Source organism: Prauserella marina (genome assembly GCF_002240355.1).
Taxonomy (GTDB): domain Bacteria; phylum Actinomycetota; class Actinomycetes; order Mycobacteriales; family Pseudonocardiaceae; genus Prauserella_A; species Prauserella_A marina.
Window position 1 is genome coordinate 307968 of record NZ_CP016353.1, and the last position, 16122, is coordinate 324089.

Genomic DNA, 16122 nt, shown 5'->3' on the forward strand with positions numbered 1-16122 from the left:
GACGGATTGTTCAACAATCCATAGACTGGCGTGGACTTTCTGGTCCTCCTGAAGGGATCCGCCAGTGACTCTGACAGCGTTGCCACCGCAGCTCACCTACCGTGATCGCGAGTTCCTGAAAGCCGTTGCCGCTGGGCGAGTTCAGTTGACGTGCAATGCCGAGCCGGACGTCTATGTGGACGGTCTTGCTTGGTGCGACCCGTTCGGAGCGCGTGCTCTGATCGGCATGGGTCTCATCGAGCGTGCCCCCGTCGGACGTCACGGTGAGCGCATCACCGCGCTGCTGACCGTCGAAGGCGGCAGGCGGCTCAAGTCCAGCTTCCGGTAACCCGGCTCGAAACCCTTTTGTTCAGCCAAGTCCCGCGTTGACCGCGAGTCTCGGCTGTGTTTCCGGTGTTGTTCCGCCATCGCCGCGCGATACGCCGGGCGGCCGAGGTGTTCATTCGCCAACGGGCCATGCTCTCGCTGACCCGGAAATACCTGGCGACGGAGTAGTCGGTCCAGCCGCGGAAAGCTGCCGTACGGGCCGCGTCCCTCGGCACGAGCAGTTCGCCGGACAGCTCGGCCGCCTCGCTTTCGGCTTCCGATGCCGAGGACCTGCATCCCTGGTTTTCGGTGAGCAGGAAACCGAAATCGTGCTCAAGCAGTACGTGCGCCATCTCGTGCGCGATGGTCGACCGGCGTCTGACCATGTCGTGCGTGTGGTTTTCGATGATGACGCTTCCGGTTCCCACCGAGAGCAGCGCGGCCGAGAACGAGTCGGCGGCGGGGCCGGTGAAGTGTTCGACCGCGGCGGAAGGAAGATCCGGCGCGCTGAGGTCGTGAATGTCTATTCCGTACAGTTCGGCAAGCGCGTAGGGATCGAGCGGCGCGAACACCGCGACGCCGAGTTCGGCGCGGACGTCGAGCGCGATCCGTCGTGCTGCTTCCTTGAAACCACGCCGTAGGGCCACTTTCACCGCTCCTGACGGTCTACTTTGATTCTTCGCATCGTCGCGGCGAAGATTTCCAGCAGGTACTCCTTGTCCGCGGCGGGCAAGTCCTCCCTTGCCCTGAGTAGTAGTGCGAGTTGTGTCTCCAGCGCGGGTTCCTCTCGTTCGCTCGCGCCTTCCGCGCTCGCCGGTGGCCACACCATGAAGTTTTCCGCGGGAGTGCCAAGCCATTGCACCAGCGCGATGAATCCGTCGAGATCAGGGCGGTGTCCGTTGCCCATCCTGCTGAGCAGTGAGGGGCTCACGCCCGATTCGTCCGCGAGTTGACGCCAGGAAAGGCCGCGCGACTTCCGCTGTGCGTCGAGCGCGTCGTAGAGCCGACGCGCGTCCATCCGGCCTTCCATGGCTCCGCCCTCCGTGAGTCCTGCATTTCACTATCACAGGGGTGTGTCAACTCTGCCATTTGTCTCAGTGTCGATACAGTGTGCCACTATTGCAATGCTTCCGTTCAAGTGAAGCTCACCAAGGAGTCGACATGCGACGCTCGTGCTTTTCCGTCCAGTTCGTTTTCTCCCCGGACTCGTTGACCTGGCTGGTCAAACGGGACGACGAGGTCCTTTCCCGCCACTGCCGCAAACGCGAAGCCGTCAGCGAGGCGGCGAGGGTGGCCAGAGCGGACATTCCCAGTGTGCTCGTGATCAGCAGGATGGACGGCACTCTTGAGGGTGAACGAAGATACGGATTCCGCCGGAAGCCGTAGCGGTGGCGCCGCGAGCGACGACACACAGACCACGGGGCCGAGCAAGGCCCCGTGGTTGCCGCTCAAGGTAGGGAGCCGACCGTGCCAACCGACGCCGAACTGGTCGCCGCTGTACTCACGGCCGAACAAGCCGAACAAAGCGGGTCCGCCGGACGCGCGGCGCGAGGCGGCCATGCCGGACCCCGCACCGGACCGGTCATCGGCGCGGATGCGGCGCTCGCCGAGATCTACGACCGCTACGCCGACCGGTTGCACGATCTGTTCTTGTCCGCGCTCGGTGACACGGACGCGGCGGCGGACGGAGTGCGGGACACCTTCGTGCTCGCGGTGAGGCGGATGAGCGGAATGCCGGACCCCTCCGCGCTCTGGCCGCTGCTGCGCTCGACGGCAGGGGACGTCGTCGCCGTCGCGGGAGAGAAAACCGTCGAGGGCCGGTCGGCGATGGCTGAGGCGGGAGCACCGGCCTTGCTGCGTGCCGACGTTCTGGCCCGCGCGGCATTGCGCAGGCCACCCGCCGACAAGGGCAAGCGTATGTCGCTCGCGGTCGCGGGAGCTGCCGCGTTGCTTGTCGCGGGCGGAGTCGTGATCTGGTCGGCGAGAACGGACCCGCCCGCGATACCGGCGTCGACGAGGGCCCCTTCGCCTGCCACCACGACGGTCTCCGAGTGGGTTCGCGACGGCTCCGGCACGGGGGCACCCACTCGGCTCACTGTCACCGGATGTGGCGCGGCGCTCACGAGCGACTGCTGAACACCACGTACCGTGGAAAAACGATGAAGCGTTTGTTGATGGCCGCCGCGATGGTCGGCCTCGTCGCCACGGGCTGTTCCTCGACGGGTTCCGGCGAGGATCCCCCTCCGCAAGAGCCGCCGGAGCAGTCGGGAAGCGTCGGCTCCTCCGCTGCCCCCGAGGAGAGCACCCAGCCACCGCGAGGCCCTGACTGCACGTCGACGGTGGACGGGATGAGTCCGCGCGAACGGGTCGCCCAGCTCGTCGTCGTCGGCGTCGACGCCTCCGATCCGGCGGGCGCGGTCAGCCTCGTCGGCAACGAGCAGGTCGGCGGCATTTTCATCGGCGGCAACGCGACCGCGTTGCTCAGCGACAACGTGCTGGCGGGTGTGCACGACGCCGCTCGTGTCCCGGTCTCGGTCGCCATCGACGACGAGGGCGGCAGGGTCCAGCGCATCGACGAACTCGACGGCGACCTGCCCAGTGCGAGGGACATGGCCGCGACCATGACACCGGACGAGGTCCGCGATGTCGCCGAAGAGCGAGGAAAGGCGATGGCCGCACGCGGAGTGACCGTCGACTACGCACCCGACGTCGACCTCACCGACGAACCGGCAGGCATGGCCATCGGCGATCGCTCGTTCAGTGCCGACCCCGACGTGGCGAGGGAGTACGCGCAAGCGTTCGCGGAAGGGCTCGCCGCTGCCGGGATCGAGCCGGTGCTCAAGCATTTCCCCGGTCACGGCAACGCGAGCGGCGACTCGCACACCGGTGCCGTCACGACCCCGAACCTTCCCCAGTTGCGGGAGCACGACCTCAAGCCGTACGAGAACATCGAGGAGTACGGCGACGTCGGCGTCATGGTGGGCCACCTGACCGTGCCCGATCTGACGGGTGACGAGCCCGCGTCCATCGCCGCGCCCGCCTACGAGCTGTTGCGCGACGACTACGGGTTCTCCGGTCCGGTCGTCACCGACGACCTCGGGGCCATGCGCGCGATCACCGATCGATACTCGCTTCCCGACGCGGTGCTGAAGGCCCTGCAAGCAGGCGCCGACCAGGCGCTGTGGTCCTCGGGTGGGCAGGTCGGGCCGGTGCTCGACCGGCTGGAGAGCGCTGTCGCGACAGGGGAACTGTCGCAACAGCGGGTCTCGGAATCGCTGGATCGGGTGTTGCGGGCCAAGAACGCCTGCGGCTGAGCCCGCTCGCGGACCTCAGGGCCTCGCCGTCGTGAGGTCCGCGATCACCGCGTCGATGTCGAGGTGCGCGCTCTCAGTTCCCTGTGGAACGAAATCCATCGTCGCGTCGACGAACAGTTCCACCTCCTTGCGTTTGATCTCGACCACGGCGTAGCCGTCGGGTGATTCGAGCTCGAACACGAGGACTTCCTCGTCGGGGGAAAGGTCCGGTCTGATCCGGATGTCGCCGATGCCCGTCGGCTCGTCCAGTCCCTCGATGAGCAGGTCCCTCGCGAACTCCCACTCGATCCACTCGCCCGCGTCGATGCGGAAGGCGATGGCAATCGTGAAGGGATCCGCTGTCGTGTACGACAGCCTCGACAGCACAGGTGTGCTGCAACCGTTGAGGTGTACGAACTGGCTCTGGTGTACGGCGTCGCCCTGCACAGCACACTCCCGTCTTTCCGGGTCACACGCGGATACGTGCGGTCGTTCTGGTTGAGAGACTGCCACCTGGCCGCATCGTGATGCGCCGATCGGACGAATCACAACCCGATCAACTCCAAGTAGAGACAATTCGGCGCGGGTTCGCGATTTCTAGTCCAGGAGGGTGGCGTTCACTTCGCTGGTCGACCGCCTTGATCGCGTCACTGTCGACGCCGCCGAACTCGTTCACTCGATCGAGTTCCTTTGCCTGGAAAGGCGGGGTGGACTAGTGACACGGCAAGGGGAGAAGGGTAGACAGCGTTCGGGCCGGTCTATTCGGCCCGACTCCCGGGGGACATATTTTGATGGAGGAACCGCATGGCGCCCACGGTTCTGCGTCGAACACCGCACGACGCCGAACTGCTCGATCGCACCGGCATCATCGGTGCGAGTTCGGGCCGGGGGCTCGGTTTCGCGAATGGCGTCGGCGCCGAAGATGACGAGCCGGCCCGTCGTGGCGTAAATCGTTCGGGCGCGGCGAGCATGGTCGCCGCTGTTCTGATGTTCGTCGTCGGTGTCGGTGCGGTTCTCGGTGTCGGACGTCCCGCGGATTTCGGTGGTACCTCGGGGCAGGAGCCGATCGTCGTCGCCGAACCCCCTCCCACTGAGCCGGCCGAGGAGCCAGCAGAGGACGTCGCGCCGCCACAACCCGCGGAACCCCAAGTGACGCAAGAGGAACCGGTACCCGTGCCGGTCGAGCAGGAGCCGGAACCGGAGTTCACGCCGGTGTCGGTGCAGGAGCCCGAGCAGGAGTGGAGTGCTCCGGACATGCGGGCGGAACTGCCGAGGAGTGAGCAGGGCCGGCCCGATATGCGTGAGCAGCTGCGTGAACTGGTGCGGCCTGTCCGGGATTACTACGAGAAATCCCGGTACTCCGAGCGTTCCGGGTATGTCGACCGATCGGGCTCGGACGACTACTCCGGTCGTTACGCCGAATACGGCGACCCGGAAAACTATGACCGTTCGGATGACGATCTCGATCGCTACGCGCGGTATTCCGGTGATGACGACGGCGGTGAGCGTTGGGATGACGCGCACTGTCACCATGGTGAGTGACCCTATTCGGGTTAGCGGGCTGTCCGCATAGGACTGTCTGCCGTCTCTTGTGGATAGTCGCGGCGTTCGGTGCGGGGCGACGGATGGTGGTGGACGTCACCGCGGTCGCCGAGGTGCCGGAAGGCGTCGACCTCGCCGACGCTGCGTGGCTGCCGATGGCAGGTGTCGCGGTACCGCGCGGGCTGCGCATTCGGCAGGCGAGTGCTGATCACCGGGGCCACTGACGGTGTCGGCCGGTACGCGGTGCGGTTGGCGGCGCTGGGTGGCGCCAAGGCGATGAGTACGTTCGGGACGTTCGCGAGGTAGGTCCCGACTTCTTCGCGCCCCTGCTGGATCTCGCACCTTCGGCGGATTGACCCCCAGGCGGTCAATCCGGTTGTCCGTAACGGCTTCATGACCTTTGAATCGCCCATTAAGGCCGATTAGTGGCCGGATTGATACGGTCGGATCCTCTTATTGAGACGTAAGTCACATAGCTTTCCTCTACCCATTGGTAGCCCATAGAAGTTATCGGGGGTCGCGTTTCGCTCTCCCTTTCCCGATGCCGGCTCCTGGAGGAATGCAAGTGCCCACGCATGATCAGCGTGGTGCGGCGGTGCTCGCCGGCCTCGGAGGCTGGCTGCCACCGCGCATCGTCGACAACAACGAACTGACCCGGCGGCTTGACACCTCCGACGAGTGGATCAGGACGAGGACCGGTATCAGCCGCAGGCACGTCGTCGATCCCGGGATGTCCACAGTGGACATGGCGATCGAGGCGGGAAGGCGGGCACTGGATTCGGCGGGTTCCTCCGACGTCGACGCGGTCGTGCTGGCGACCGCGACGCCGGACCAGATCTGCCCGGCCAGCGCGCCCCAGGTCGCCAGTGGTCTCGGCCTCCGCGGTGTCGCGGCCTTCGACGTCAACGCGGTGTGCAGTGGCTTCGTCTACGCGCTCGCGACCGCGACGGGGCTCATCGCGGCGGGAGCGGCGCGCAGGGTGCTGCTGGTGGGCGCCGATGCCTTCACCACGCTGCTCAACCCCGACGACCGAGGAACCGTCCCCATATTCGGGGACGGCGCCGGTGCGGTGGTGCTGCGGGAAGGCAGCGCTGACGAACTCGGTGCCATCGGACCGTTCGACCTGCACAGCGACGGTGAGCTGGCCGACCTGCTCGTCGTACCGGCGGGCGGGTCGAGGAAGAAGGTCTCGGACAACCCCGACGACCGCTACTTCACCATGCAGGGACCCGCTGTGTTCCGGCACGCGACCGCACGCATGGCCGAGTCCGCTCGCGCGGTTCTCGACAAGGCGGGCTGGACCGTCGGCGACGTCGACCGGTTCATCGGTCACCAGGCGAACATCCGGATCCTCAGCGCGACGGCGAAGCAACTCGGCCTGCCCGCCGACAGTCTTGTCGTCAACATCGAGCACACCGGCAACACGAGCGCGGCTTCGATTCCGCTGGCCATGGTCGACGGCGTCAAGGACGGCGCCTTGCAGGTCGGCGACCGGGTGCTGGTCAGCGCCTTCGGCGCCGGGCTCACCTGGGGGGCAACCGCTTTCCGGTGGCCTGAGATCACTCCCGGCTGAGGCGTGTCTGATGATCCTCTGCCGCGCGGCAGGCAACGGGATCGTCAGACGCGCCTCAGCGGCGGTCGGCCCAGGCGCCGGTCGGCTCCGGCCGCCCCCTGAGTACGACGGTGTCGTGCTGGTGCCAGCGCTCCCGCTCGCCGTCCGAACTCGCGGCGAGTACCGAATCGCTCGCGAGTATCCGGCCGGGCACCTGCTTCGCGTGCTCGGTGAGCCTCGCCGCCTCGTTGACGGCGTCGCCGATCACCGTGTACTCGAATCGGCTCGCCGTACCGAGCTGGCCCGCGAACGCAGGGCCTGCCGCGACGCCGATGCCGAGGTCGAGTTCGCCGGTCGAGGACACCTCGTCCCTGATCGCCCTCGCCGCCCTCAGCGCCGCGCCGGCGGGGTCGTGGTGACGCGTCGGCGCGCCGAACACGCACAGCGCGGCGTCACCCTGGAACTTGTTGACGAGGCCGCCCTGCGAGCCGACCGCGGCCACGACGGCCGCGAAGAGCTTGTTGAGCTTGCGGACGACCTCGTCGGCGGGAAGGGAGGCGGCCAGCGCTGTCGAATCGACGACGTCCACGAAGAGCGCGGTCACCTCGCGTACGTCGCCGGAAAGCGAGACGCCGTGTTCGAGCGCGTGCCTGACCACGTCGTCGCCGACGTGCCTGCCGAAGAGGTCGCGTAGCCGTTCCTGTTCCCTCAGCCCACTCGCGAGATCGTTCACCGAGTTCTGGAGCATCCCGATCTCGCCGGCGTCGTCGACGCCGACCGTGATGTCGGTGTGCCCTTTCGCGATCCTGCCGAGAACCCCGCGCAGCCTGTGCAGCGGCGAGGCCACCGAGCGGGCCAGCAGGGCCGTGGCGAGCGCGCCGAGCACGAGCCCGATCAGCGAGAGTGTCATGAGGCTGTTCGTGGGGTCGCCCCCGCCGAGATAGGGCGGCAACACGATCAACAACACGCCGCACAGCGGAAGCCCACTGGCGAGTACCCAGGTCAGCAGCAGCCTGGTCAGCACGGTCACCGGCAGGGTCCCGCTCGGCGGAGCCACACGCAACGCCATGATCATCACCGGCCGCGCGACCCACTCGGCCGCGAGATGGGTCAGTGCGACGGTCGCGAGCCCACCGAGCAGGATCACCAGCGCGAGGCTCAGCGCGGCCAGCCACGAACCGAGTACGGCCGTCAGCGTTCCCAGCACGAGTGCCCCGGACGACCACAGCGTTCCCGTGACGATCGCGAGGTCGGTCGGCAGCCGCAAGGCGCGTCTCGCCTCGTCGGGCGTCGGCTGCCTGCCCAGCACGAACCACACGGCCGTACGGCGTTGCAGCAGGCCCGCCCACACGGTGCCGACGAGGAACGAGAGCAGCACGTAGCCCGCCGCGCACACGCCGATGATCCACGCGTGCCTGCCGACGTCGGCCGGGATGCCCTGCAACACCAGCAGCAGCGCGATCAGGCCCGCGCCGCAGAAACTGGAGCCGAACCCGAGCACGGCGAAACCGATGCTGGTACGCAGCACCGTCCGCAATCGGGTGGACAACCTGGCCATCGGCACGCCGTGATCGTATGCGCAACGACGGCCCCGATCGCCGTTCGAGGAGAACCCGCTAGGCCGCTTCGTCCTGAGCGCGCCGTTCGAGCCACATGGCGATGCCTCCGCCAGCCGCCGTGCCTGCCGCCATCGCGCCGAACAACATCAGCCACCAGACGTCGGTGAGGTGGCCCGCGATCGCGATCGCGGCGCCGACCGCGAAGACGCCGCCGACACCGGCCGTCTTGCCCGGGACGGCCGGGGCGCGCTTGCCGCTCTTCTTCGGGCGCTTCGATAGGGCGGGTGCCACCCAGAACGCCGCACAGGAGATCGCGAGCAGGATCACGCCGGTGTCGCGCCACGCCCTGTCGATCTCGACCAAGCCGTAGACCAGGGCGGCGAACCCGCCGACGAAGGCGAAGCCGAAGGGAGTCGCCTTCCAGCCGCCGAGCAGGTACAACCCGGCGCAGGCCGCGATCAGCAGCCCCAGGCCGATCAGGCCGAGCATCACGCCGAGCGCGACCGGGATCATGTAGTCGGAGGGGTAGATTTCCCCGGCGCCGAGCATGCCCGCGCCCATACCGAGAACCGGGCCAGCGATGACGAGCCCGACGCAGATCCTGGTCAGCTTCTTTTCGAAGCTGGTGGTGTCCGCGGGCCGCTGCCCACGCCGTGCCGAACCGGATGTCATCGCGCTCCTCCGCCGTGCCGCGAGCCGGGCAATGTGGTCGCGGCTACCCGGCGCGAGGAGAATACCTCCACGAAGGCGGGCTTCCGGTCACGTTCGGCAAAGGCTGTCGCCGAGGCCATCGGGCCGGGTGAGTCGCTAGGAGGCTTTGCGTCGGGATTTCGGCGGTCCTCCCGCCTCGGTGATCGCGTCGATCAGCTGCTCGCGGTTCATCTTCGAACGGCCCTTGACCCCCAGTTCGCGGGCCATGTCGTCGAGGTCGCTCTTCGACAGATCGTGCAACTCGGGGCCGGGGCTCTTCTTCTTGGCCGAACCGCCCTTCTTGCCCTTGCGGCTCTCGACGCTGCGGGAGAGGGCTTCGAAGAGGTCGACCACCTTGGTCGCCTCCGGCGGCTGCTCGGCAGGGGTCACCGTGCGGCCCGCGCGTTTGTCGTCGATGAGCTGTTTGACCCGCTCGGTGTAGGTGTCGTGATAGTCCTCCGGCCGCCATTCCTCGGCCATCGACTCGATGAGGCTCACCGCCATGTCCAGTTCCTTGGCCTGGGACTGCTTCTTGGCAGGCAGCTTGCTGATCTCCTTCGACGGCTCCCTGATGTCCTCCGGGAAGAGCAGGGTGTTGAGCACGAGCACGCCATCGCCTGACCGCACCGCCGCGATGTATTCCTTGCCTCTCATGACGAATCGCGCGACACCTGCCCTGTTCGTCTTGCCCATCGCGTCGATGAGCAACGAGTACGCCTTGCCGAATTCCTCTTTCGCGGGCGCGAGCCAGTAGGTCTTCTGGAAGTAGACGGGGTCGATTTGTTCGAGGTCGACGAACGCGTCGATGTCGATCGTGCGGGAGCGACCTGGCGCGATCTCGTCGAGTTCCTGCTGCTCGACGATGACGTATTCGTCGCCGCCGAGGTCGTAGCCCTTGACGATGTCGGTGTAGGGGACTTCGTCACCGGTGCGCTCGTTGACCCTGCGGTAGCGAATCCGGTCGGAGGTGCCGCGCTGGAACTGCCGGAAGTGGATGGTGTGGTCTTCCGTCGCGCTGTACAGCTCCACCGGAACGGTCACAAGGCCGAAGTTGAGCGCACCACTCCAGATCGCTCGTGCCACGGTTACTCCTAGGTCAGCTTGTCCAGTGCGGCGGTAGCCGAGCCGGGGTGGGCGTCGATCTCGTCCCACGGATCCGTCTTCCTCGCGAGCCTTCGCCGCATGCTGTCGATGTCGAAGCCGTCGGGACTGATCCTGCTCAGCTCCTGCCAGTCGAGCGGCGCGGCGACGGGCGCGCCTTTCCTTGCCCGCAACGAGTACGGGGTGATGAACGTCTGCCCGTAACCGTTGCGGTTCGTGTCGAGGAAGATCCGGTTTCCGCGCTTTTCCTTGCGCTGCGCCGTCGTCAGCCGTTCCGGATCGGCTTCGGCGAGCCGGTCGGCGACGGCTCTGGCGAGTTCGCGCACGGTGTCGAAGTTCTCCTCGGCGTCGAGCGGGGCGACGACGTGGTAGCCCCTTCCGCCCGTTGCTTGCACGAACGGGGTGAGGCCGAGCTCGCCGAACAGGTCCCTCGTCCTTCTCGCCACGCCGCGCAGTTCGGAGAGCGAGGTGCCGTCGGGTGGGTCGAGGTCGAGCACGATGTGGTCGGGGTTGTCCAGGTTGTCCACAGTGGATAGCCAGACGTGGAACTCGATGGTGGCCTGGTTCGCCAGGTACACCAGCGTTCGCGCGTCGTCGCACACCACGTGGTGCACGTCGCCTTCCTTGCCGCGCGCCGGAATTGCTTCCACCCGCAGCCAATCGGGGAAGTGATTGCTCGCTTCCTTCTGGAACCAGCCCTCGCCTTCGATCCCGTCGGGATAGCGGCGCAGCGTCAGCGGCCTTCCTCGCAGGTGGGGCAGCATCGTTTCGGCGATGTCGTCGTAGTAGCCCACGACGTCGCCTTTGCTGACGCCGCTCGGGTAGAAGAGCTTGTCCGGGTTGCTGACCAGGGACGAAGGGCTCATGGCACCTCCCGCACCACCTCGTGTGCCGCCTTGTCGTTGCGCAGGCCGGTGAATCGAGGGTGCCGCAGTCGCCCGTCTCCGGTCCACTCGCTGAACCGGACCTGCACCACCATTTCCGGGCGAACCCAATGCGCTCTCGGTTCCCTGACCTGGTCGACGAACGGTGATTCCTCGACGGCGAGGTCGTCGAGCCTGCCGCGAAGGTCGCGCAACGTCGCGTCGCCGTAACCGGTGCCGACCTTGCCCGCGTAGCGGAGATCGGAGCCGGAGTAGTAGCCGATCAGCAGCGCGCCGAAGCCCGCTCGCGCGCCGGAGGGGTCGGTGAACCCGCCGACGACGAACTCCTGATCGCTGACGCACTTGAACTTCAGCCAGTCACGCGAGCGGCCACTCGTGTAGCGCGCGTCGGCCCGCTTCGCGATGAGCCCTTCCCAGCCGCGTTCGCACGCCTGCTGCAGAAACCGCTCGCCAGCGCCGACCCTGTGCATCGAGAGCCGGAGCGGGTCGTGGAAGTCGAAAGCCTGCCGCAGCAGTTCCTTGCGCCGGCGCAGCGGAAGCCGGGTCGCGTCCTGGCCGTCGTACTCAAGCAGGTCGAAAAGGTAGTAGACAACGGGAATCCCGGTCGCCTTCGCCTTCGCGGGATCGTTGACGTGGATGCGCGGCTGGAGTTTGGCGAAGCTCGTCTGGTCGCCGTCGAACGCGACGATCTCGCCGTCGGCCACGAAGCTTTCCCCTCCCTGCTCCGCGAGCGCGGTCACCAGCTCGGGGTAGCTCGCGTCGGCGCTGCGGTGATTGCGCGACCACAGGTGTGGTTCTTCGCCTGCCTCGCGCACGCACAATGCTCTGACCCCGTCGAGCTTGCGCTCGAAGATCCAGTCGGGGTCGGAGAAATACTGGTCGGTGAGCGTTGCCAGCATCGGTTCGCGCCACTTCAAGCCAGGTCCCTGTTGGTCTTGCCGCTCAGCACCGACTCGGGCTGCGTCTTGGCAGGCTTGCGCCGCCGGTCCGCGCCCTCGTCGTTTTTCTTGATGAGCAACCACTGTTCCTGCCTTGGGCTCATCCTCGTGCGGACGAGATCGAAGGCACCGTGCAGTTTCTCGCCTTCCAGCCACACATGGAGTGTGCCGCTGTCGAGTGCCTGCTCCGCGGATTCCTCGCCAAGCGGCTCGAACGTCCCCGTGTCCCAGACGATCACGGTCCCCGCGCCGTACTCGTCGTTCGGAATACGTCCCTCGAAACGCGCGTAGTCCAGGGGATGGTCCTCGGTGCGGATGGCGAGCCGCTTGTCGCCGGGGTCGAGGGACGGCCCCTTCGGGATCGACCACGACACGAGCACACCGCCGATCTCCAGCCGGAAGTCGAAGTGCAGGCTCGAAGCGTCGTGGCGTTGGATCACGAACCGGGGTTCGTCCCCGCCATGTTCGGCAGCGCCGGAAGGCTCACCGGAACGACGCAGGTCGCGTTTGGCGCGATACGTGGCCAGTGTGTCCTTCCGCGTGCTCATGCGCGCCGGTTACCCGGCCTGTGAGCAGCCGAAACGACCTCGGAAGCAGTACGCCTCAACCCTCTTCCGGGTGTTCGACGAGGCCATCACGCAACCTGTCGAGCGTGCGGGCGAGCAGCCGGGACACGTGCATTTGCGAAATGCCGATGCGCTCGGCGATCTGGGTTTGCGTCATGTTGTGCACGAAGCGCAACGCGAGAATGGTTCGTTCCCGCTCCGGCAACTCCCGCACCAGTGGTTGCAAGGTCTCGTGGTTCTCGACGCCTTCGAGTCCCGCGTCGTCGACACCGAGCGTGTCACCGAGGGCAAGGTTTTCGGTGTCGCCGGCGAGTACCTCGTCGAGCGACATCGAGTGGTAGGCGTTGCCCGCTTCGAGCCCCTCGTAGACCTCCTCCGGCGTCAGCCCCAGTTGCTGGGCGATCTCGCTCGGGGTCGGTGCCCTGCCCAGCTTCTGCGAGAGTTGCGTACTCGCGTTGTTGATCGAGAGGTGCAGCTCTTTGAGCCTGCGGGGAACCCTGATGACCCAGCCGGTGTCCCGGAAGTGACGGCGTACCTCGCCCATCACCGTCGGCACGGCGTAGGAGAGGAAATCGGAGCCCCGGTCGGGGTCGAACCGGTCGACCGCGTTGATCAGCCCGACTCTCGCGACCTGCACCAGGTCTTCCTTGGCCACGCCCCTGCCGGAGAACCGTTGAGCGATGTGCTCCGCGAGCGGCAGGTGCCCCGTGACGAGCTCGTCACGCAACCGGGATCGGCGCGGATGGTCGTCTGCGAGCTTGACGAACTCCTCGAAAAGGGGGGTGAGGTGTCCGTAGTCGTCCGAGGGGCTTCGTGAGGAATGCGTGGTCGATTCGGTCACGTAAAAGCCGGCTTCCGTTTGGCGAGTTCGATGTGGACCCAGTTGCGCTGACCGTTGTTGCCGCCCTGCTCCACCCACGAGGACGCGGTGTCGGCCAGCGTCGTCAGCACTCGCCAGCCGAAGGAGGCCGTGCTCGGGGCGTCACTCGACGAGGAGCTGACGGCGCCACTGAACCGCAGTTCCGAGTCGTTGATCGTGAACCGGCAGACCATCGTGCTGCGTGGATCGGCACGGGTGATGAGGGTCGAACACGCTTCGTCGACGGCGAGGCGGAGGTCCGCGATCGCATCGAGGTCGAAGTCGGCTCTCATCGCGATGCTCGCCGCGACGGAACGGATGATGGGCAGGTGGACCAGGTTGGCCCCGAGCCGTAGCTCGATGTCGTCCTGGGCGCCGACGTCGTGCGACGGCGGCTCTTTTTCGGTCACTTTCACCTCAGTGTGTTGCCGGCCGTTCAACGTTTCCCCGCTTAGCGTAGTCAATTGTTCACTCATGCCGGAGTATTGCGCCGAAACCCTCGGTCAGCCCGAGAGTCTCGCCGGTGTGGACGATGTCGGCGTCGGTGGCGATCGCGGCGAACACGAGCGCCTCGTCTGCCCGCTGTGGGATCACGATGTCGGAGCCGACGGCTTCGAGCGCGTCCGCTCGCGTCGCCACGAGCGTTGCCTGTTCTCCTTTCACGACGTCGATGTCGGCGGGACTGTCGAAGAGCAGAGTCTCCACATTGGCCTCGCGCAGTGCGCTCGTCGTGGCTTCGAGACCCTGCACCGCGAGTCCCCTCGGCCTGCCGAGCGCGGTACGAAAACGTTCGGCGGTCTCGTCTCGCCGTGCTTGCTTCGTACGCTGGAGCAACAGGCGTACCTGATCTTTCAGTTCGCCGTGATCCGCGCCTTTGTGCCTGCCACCGCCGGTCACCTCCGTCGCGATCCCTCGAACGCGTTCGGGTAGCGCGTCGTGCAGGTGTCTCCGGGACTGGGTTTCGCCCGCGATGATCACCAGCGTCGCGCCTGCCTTTCTCGCGGCCTCGGTGACGTACTCGGCAGCCTTTTCGATGTTCTGCTTCGTCGTCTCGTCGGCGCGGGCCTGCATGTCGTGGTGGGCGGGGCCGCCGCCGCGCACCTTGTGCACGGGGTGGTCGGAGCCCTCGACGGTGCGCTCGTCGACGATGTCACCCTGCTCGTCGACGGTGGTGACGTCGGCGCCGATGCTGTCGACGACGGCGAGTACGTAGGTCGGTGGCCGCTCGCCGAATTCGGCGAGCGGAACCAGATAGGGCAGCGCGGACAGCCGGGCCACCGCGTGCGTTGGTGGCTGATCGAGTTGCCGGTCGACGAGTACCCGGTCGCCCGCGGCGATCATGGCTCTGCCGCCACGGCCCTCGGGTGGGGGTCCCTCTCTGATGCCCGCTTCGAGCGCGTCGAGGGTGGCCGCCTCGGCGCCCTGCCCCTCCAGTTGCTCGCGGACCTCGCGCCAGCGCAGTTCCAGCAGCTTCGCCGCGTCGGCCGTGTCGTGTGTGTCGTCGAAGTACACGGAGGCGAACGGACCGTCTGTCGTGACCAGCTCGCGCAACCTCGTCGTGTCCACTCAAGTACCTCCCTCGCGCGGTTCCGGCGAGGGCTACCCCGTGTGGCGGAAGTGAAACGTCGAGGCGGAGGGGACCGTGATACTGAACACTGTATACGCTCCCTGTGCGGGCGAGGTTCCCGCCGAGTGCTTATGGTCCGAGCGTGATCTGGTGGCATGCGGTTCTCATCGCCCTCGCGGGCGTATGGGCGGGAACGATCAACACGGTGGTCGGCTCCGGCACACTCGTGACGTTTCCCGTGCTCGTCGCCTTCGGCTACTCGCCGGTGACGGCGACGACCTCGAACGCGATCGGGCTCGCCCCCGGCACGATCAGCGGGGCCATCGGTTACCGGCACGAGCTTCGCGGCGAGTTCCGCAGGCTGCTCGCCTTCGTCCCGGCGTCGATGCTCGGTGCCGTCTGCGGCACCATCCTGCTGCTCTCGCTTCCCCCTGACGCGTTCGAACGGGTCGTTCCCGTGCTCGTCGGGCTCGCCGTCGTGCTGGTGATCATTCAGCCGAAGGTGTCGAGGTGGGTACTCGCCCGCAGGGCGGTGAAGGTCGAGGCCAACGGAGGCAAGGAGGGCTCAGGCAGGAGCACCCAGGTCCTGTTGATCACGGCCGTCTTCGTCATCGGCATCTACGGCGGGTACTTCACGGCCGCGCAGGGCGTGATGCTGATGGCGGTCATGGGCATGCTGCTCAACGAGTCGATCCAGCGGCTCAACGGCATCAAGAACGTGCTCGCGGCCGTCGTCAACGTCGTCGCGGGCACGGTCTACGCGTTCGTCGCGCCGGTGAGCTGGCCGGTCGTCGCGCTGCTCGCGGGTGGTTCGGTCGTCGGCGGATATCTCGGCGCGCGCATCGGGCGGAAACTCTCGCCAACGGTGCTTCGCGGCGTGATCGTCGTCGTCGGTGTCGCCGCCATCATCCAGCTTGTCCTTCGACAACTGTGATTCCTGCCCGGAATCGGGCAGAAAACTTGAACCAACGGCGCGCGGCTTGCAGGCTCGGAAGTCATGACCCCGTTGCCTCCCGAACTCGTCAGGCATGTCGCCGTGTCGACCGGCCTGCCGTCGGTGACGGCGGAACGGGTCATCGCCGACGTCATCGCCTACTTCGCGGAAACGAAGGACGAGTTCGTGAGGCGGCGCCACCGCGAGCTGAAACAACGCGGATTCACCAACGATCACATCTGGACGGCGCTTGCCGCCGAGCTGGCTTCCCGCCCCTTCGCGGCGGGCGAGCTCTCGGCGCGGCAGCTTCGCCGTATCGTCTACGGGTAGG

The 16122-nt window shown here is 66.8% G+C and carries 21 protein-coding genes; 9 read left to right on the top strand and 12 right to left on the bottom strand.

All coding sequences use genetic code 11. From position 1 onward, the window contains the following. Nucleotides 1-64: 64 nt before the first annotated feature. The gene (locus BAY61_RS01180) at nucleotides 65-328 is read left to right on the top strand and encodes a hypothetical protein (protein ID WP_245865653.1); all 264 of its coding nucleotides are present in this window, start codon (nucleotides 65-67) and stop codon (nucleotides 326-328) included. Here the strand turns inward: BAY61_RS01180 and BAY61_RS01185 are convergent. Beyond that, entirely contained in the window at nucleotides 309-953 is a 645-nt protein-coding gene (locus tag BAY61_RS01185; RefSeq protein WP_091801399.1) for an ImmA/IrrE family metallo-endopeptidase, read from the bottom strand. The two genes, BAY61_RS01180 and BAY61_RS01185, sit on opposite strands and share 20 nt — an antisense overlap. A 2-nt stretch (nucleotides 954-955) precedes the next feature. Continuing rightward, nucleotides 956-1336 (bottom strand): helix-turn-helix domain-containing protein, encoded by a 381-nt coding sequence (locus BAY61_RS01190; protein ID WP_091801402.1) that lies wholly within the window; start codon nucleotides 1334-1336, stop codon nucleotides 956-958. Between the two features lie 131 nt (nucleotides 1337-1467). On the opposite strand from BAY61_RS01190, the gene BAY61_RS01195 reads away from it, so the two are divergent. From BAY61_RS01195 to BAY61_RS01205, 3 genes are all read left to right on the top strand, one after another. After that, nucleotides 1468-1692, top strand: a complete 225-nt coding sequence (locus tag BAY61_RS01195; protein WP_091801405.1) for a DUF2188 domain-containing protein — start codon at nucleotides 1468-1470, stop codon at nucleotides 1690-1692. Between the two features lie 81 nt (nucleotides 1693-1773). After that, nucleotides 1774-2442 (top strand): RNA polymerase sigma factor, encoded by a 669-nt coding sequence (locus BAY61_RS01200; protein WP_091801407.1) that lies wholly within the window; start codon nucleotides 1774-1776, stop codon nucleotides 2440-2442. 23 nt (nucleotides 2443-2465) lie between these two features. Continuing rightward, nucleotides 2466-3620, top strand: a complete 1155-nt coding sequence (locus BAY61_RS01205; RefSeq protein ID WP_091801409.1) for a glycoside hydrolase family 3 N-terminal domain-containing protein — start codon at nucleotides 2466-2468, stop codon at nucleotides 3618-3620. A gap of 15 nt (nucleotides 3621-3635) precedes the next feature. Here BAY61_RS01205 and BAY61_RS01210 read toward each other — a convergent pair whose 3' ends face one another. Further along, nucleotides 3636-4046, bottom strand: a complete 411-nt coding sequence (locus BAY61_RS01210; RefSeq protein WP_091801411.1) for an SsgA family sporulation/cell division regulator — start codon at nucleotides 4044-4046, stop codon at nucleotides 3636-3638. Nucleotides 4047-4403: 357 nt separating this feature from the next. Here BAY61_RS01210 and BAY61_RS01215 point away from each other — a divergent pair, with 357 nt between their 5' ends. The 3 genes from BAY61_RS01215 to BAY61_RS01220 all read left to right on the top strand — a co-directional run bounded on the left by BAY61_RS01215 (nucleotide 4404) and on the right by BAY61_RS01220 (nucleotide 6714). After that, a complete protein-coding gene (locus BAY61_RS01215) occupies nucleotides 4404-5141 on the top strand; it encodes a hypothetical protein (protein ID WP_091801414.1) in 738 nt (245 codons plus the stop codon). A gap of 83 nt (nucleotides 5142-5224) precedes the next feature. Further along, complete coding sequence (locus BAY61_RS32705; RefSeq protein ID WP_170140119.1) at nucleotides 5225-5365, top strand: hypothetical protein; 141 nt, start codon at nucleotides 5225-5227, stop codon at nucleotides 5363-5365. Nucleotides 5366-5700: 335 nt separating this feature from the next. Further along, the gene (locus tag BAY61_RS01220) at nucleotides 5701-6714 is read left to right on the top strand and encodes a beta-ketoacyl-ACP synthase III (protein WP_176879642.1); all 1014 of its coding nucleotides are present in this window, start codon (nucleotides 5701-5703) and stop codon (nucleotides 6712-6714) included. A 55-nt stretch (nucleotides 6715-6769) separates the two neighbouring features. On the opposite strand, the gene BAY61_RS01225 is transcribed toward BAY61_RS01220, so the two are convergent. The 9 genes from BAY61_RS01225 to BAY61_RS01265 all read right to left on the bottom strand — a co-directional run bounded on the left by BAY61_RS01225 (nucleotide 6770) and on the right by BAY61_RS01265 (nucleotide 14856). Further along, nucleotides 6770-8251, bottom strand: coding sequence for an adenylate/guanylate cyclase domain-containing protein (locus BAY61_RS01225; protein ID WP_091801416.1), 1482 nt, complete (start codon nucleotides 8249-8251; stop codon nucleotides 6770-6772). A 58-nt stretch (nucleotides 8252-8309) separates the two neighbouring features. Further along, the gene (locus BAY61_RS01230; protein WP_091801420.1) at nucleotides 8310-8924 is read right to left on the bottom strand and encodes a hypothetical protein; all 615 of its coding nucleotides are present in this window, start codon (nucleotides 8922-8924) and stop codon (nucleotides 8310-8312) included. Nucleotides 8925-9059: 135 nt separating this feature from the next. Beyond that, entirely contained in the window at nucleotides 9060-10025 is a 966-nt protein-coding gene (gene ku / locus BAY61_RS01235; RefSeq protein ID WP_091801423.1) for a non-homologous end joining protein Ku, read from the bottom strand. Between the two features lie 8 nt (nucleotides 10026-10033). Beyond that, nucleotides 10034-10909 (bottom strand): non-homologous end-joining DNA ligase, encoded by an 876-nt coding sequence (ligD, locus tag BAY61_RS01240; protein ID WP_091801426.1) that lies wholly within the window; start codon nucleotides 10907-10909, stop codon nucleotides 10034-10036. After that, on the bottom strand, nucleotides 10906-11826 hold the full coding sequence (ligD, locus tag BAY61_RS01245; protein ID WP_091802455.1) for a non-homologous end-joining DNA ligase: 921 nt from the start codon (nucleotides 11824-11826) through the stop codon (nucleotides 10906-10908). The genes ligD (BAY61_RS01240) and ligD (BAY61_RS01245) overlap by 4 nt, the downstream gene beginning before the upstream one ends. 14 nt (nucleotides 11827-11840) lie before the next feature. Further along, a complete protein-coding gene (locus BAY61_RS01250) occupies nucleotides 11841-12413 on the bottom strand; it encodes a DNA polymerase ligase N-terminal domain-containing protein (protein ID WP_091801429.1) in 573 nt (190 codons plus the stop codon). Nucleotides 12414-12468: 55 nt separating this feature from the next. Continuing rightward, a complete protein-coding gene (locus BAY61_RS01255) occupies nucleotides 12469-13272 on the bottom strand; it encodes a SigB/SigF/SigG family RNA polymerase sigma factor (protein ID WP_091801431.1) in 804 nt (267 codons plus the stop codon). Then, the gene (locus tag BAY61_RS01260; RefSeq protein WP_091801434.1) at nucleotides 13269-13700 is read right to left on the bottom strand and encodes an ATP-binding protein; all 432 of its coding nucleotides are present in this window, start codon (nucleotides 13698-13700) and stop codon (nucleotides 13269-13271) included. Before BAY61_RS01260 ends, BAY61_RS01255 begins: the two co-directional genes overlap by 4 nt. A 58-nt stretch (nucleotides 13701-13758) precedes the next feature. Continuing rightward, nucleotides 13759-14856 carry an Rv2629 family ribosome hibernation factor gene (locus BAY61_RS01265; protein ID WP_091801438.1) on the bottom strand — a complete coding sequence of 366 codons (1098 nt, stop codon included), beginning with the start codon at nucleotides 14854-14856 and terminating at the stop codon, nucleotides 13759-13761. Nucleotides 14857-14999: 143 nt separating this feature from the next. Here BAY61_RS01265 and BAY61_RS01270 point away from each other — a divergent pair, with 143 nt between their 5' ends. Beyond that, nucleotides 15000-15791, top strand: a complete 792-nt coding sequence (locus BAY61_RS01270; RefSeq protein WP_091801441.1) for a sulfite exporter TauE/SafE family protein — start codon at nucleotides 15000-15002, stop codon at nucleotides 15789-15791. A gap of 63 nt (nucleotides 15792-15854) precedes the next feature. After that, on the top strand, nucleotides 15855-16121 hold the full coding sequence (locus tag BAY61_RS01275; protein ID WP_091801444.1) for a hypothetical protein: 267 nt from the start codon (nucleotides 15855-15857) through the stop codon (nucleotides 16119-16121). Nucleotide 16122: the final 1 nt, after the last annotated feature.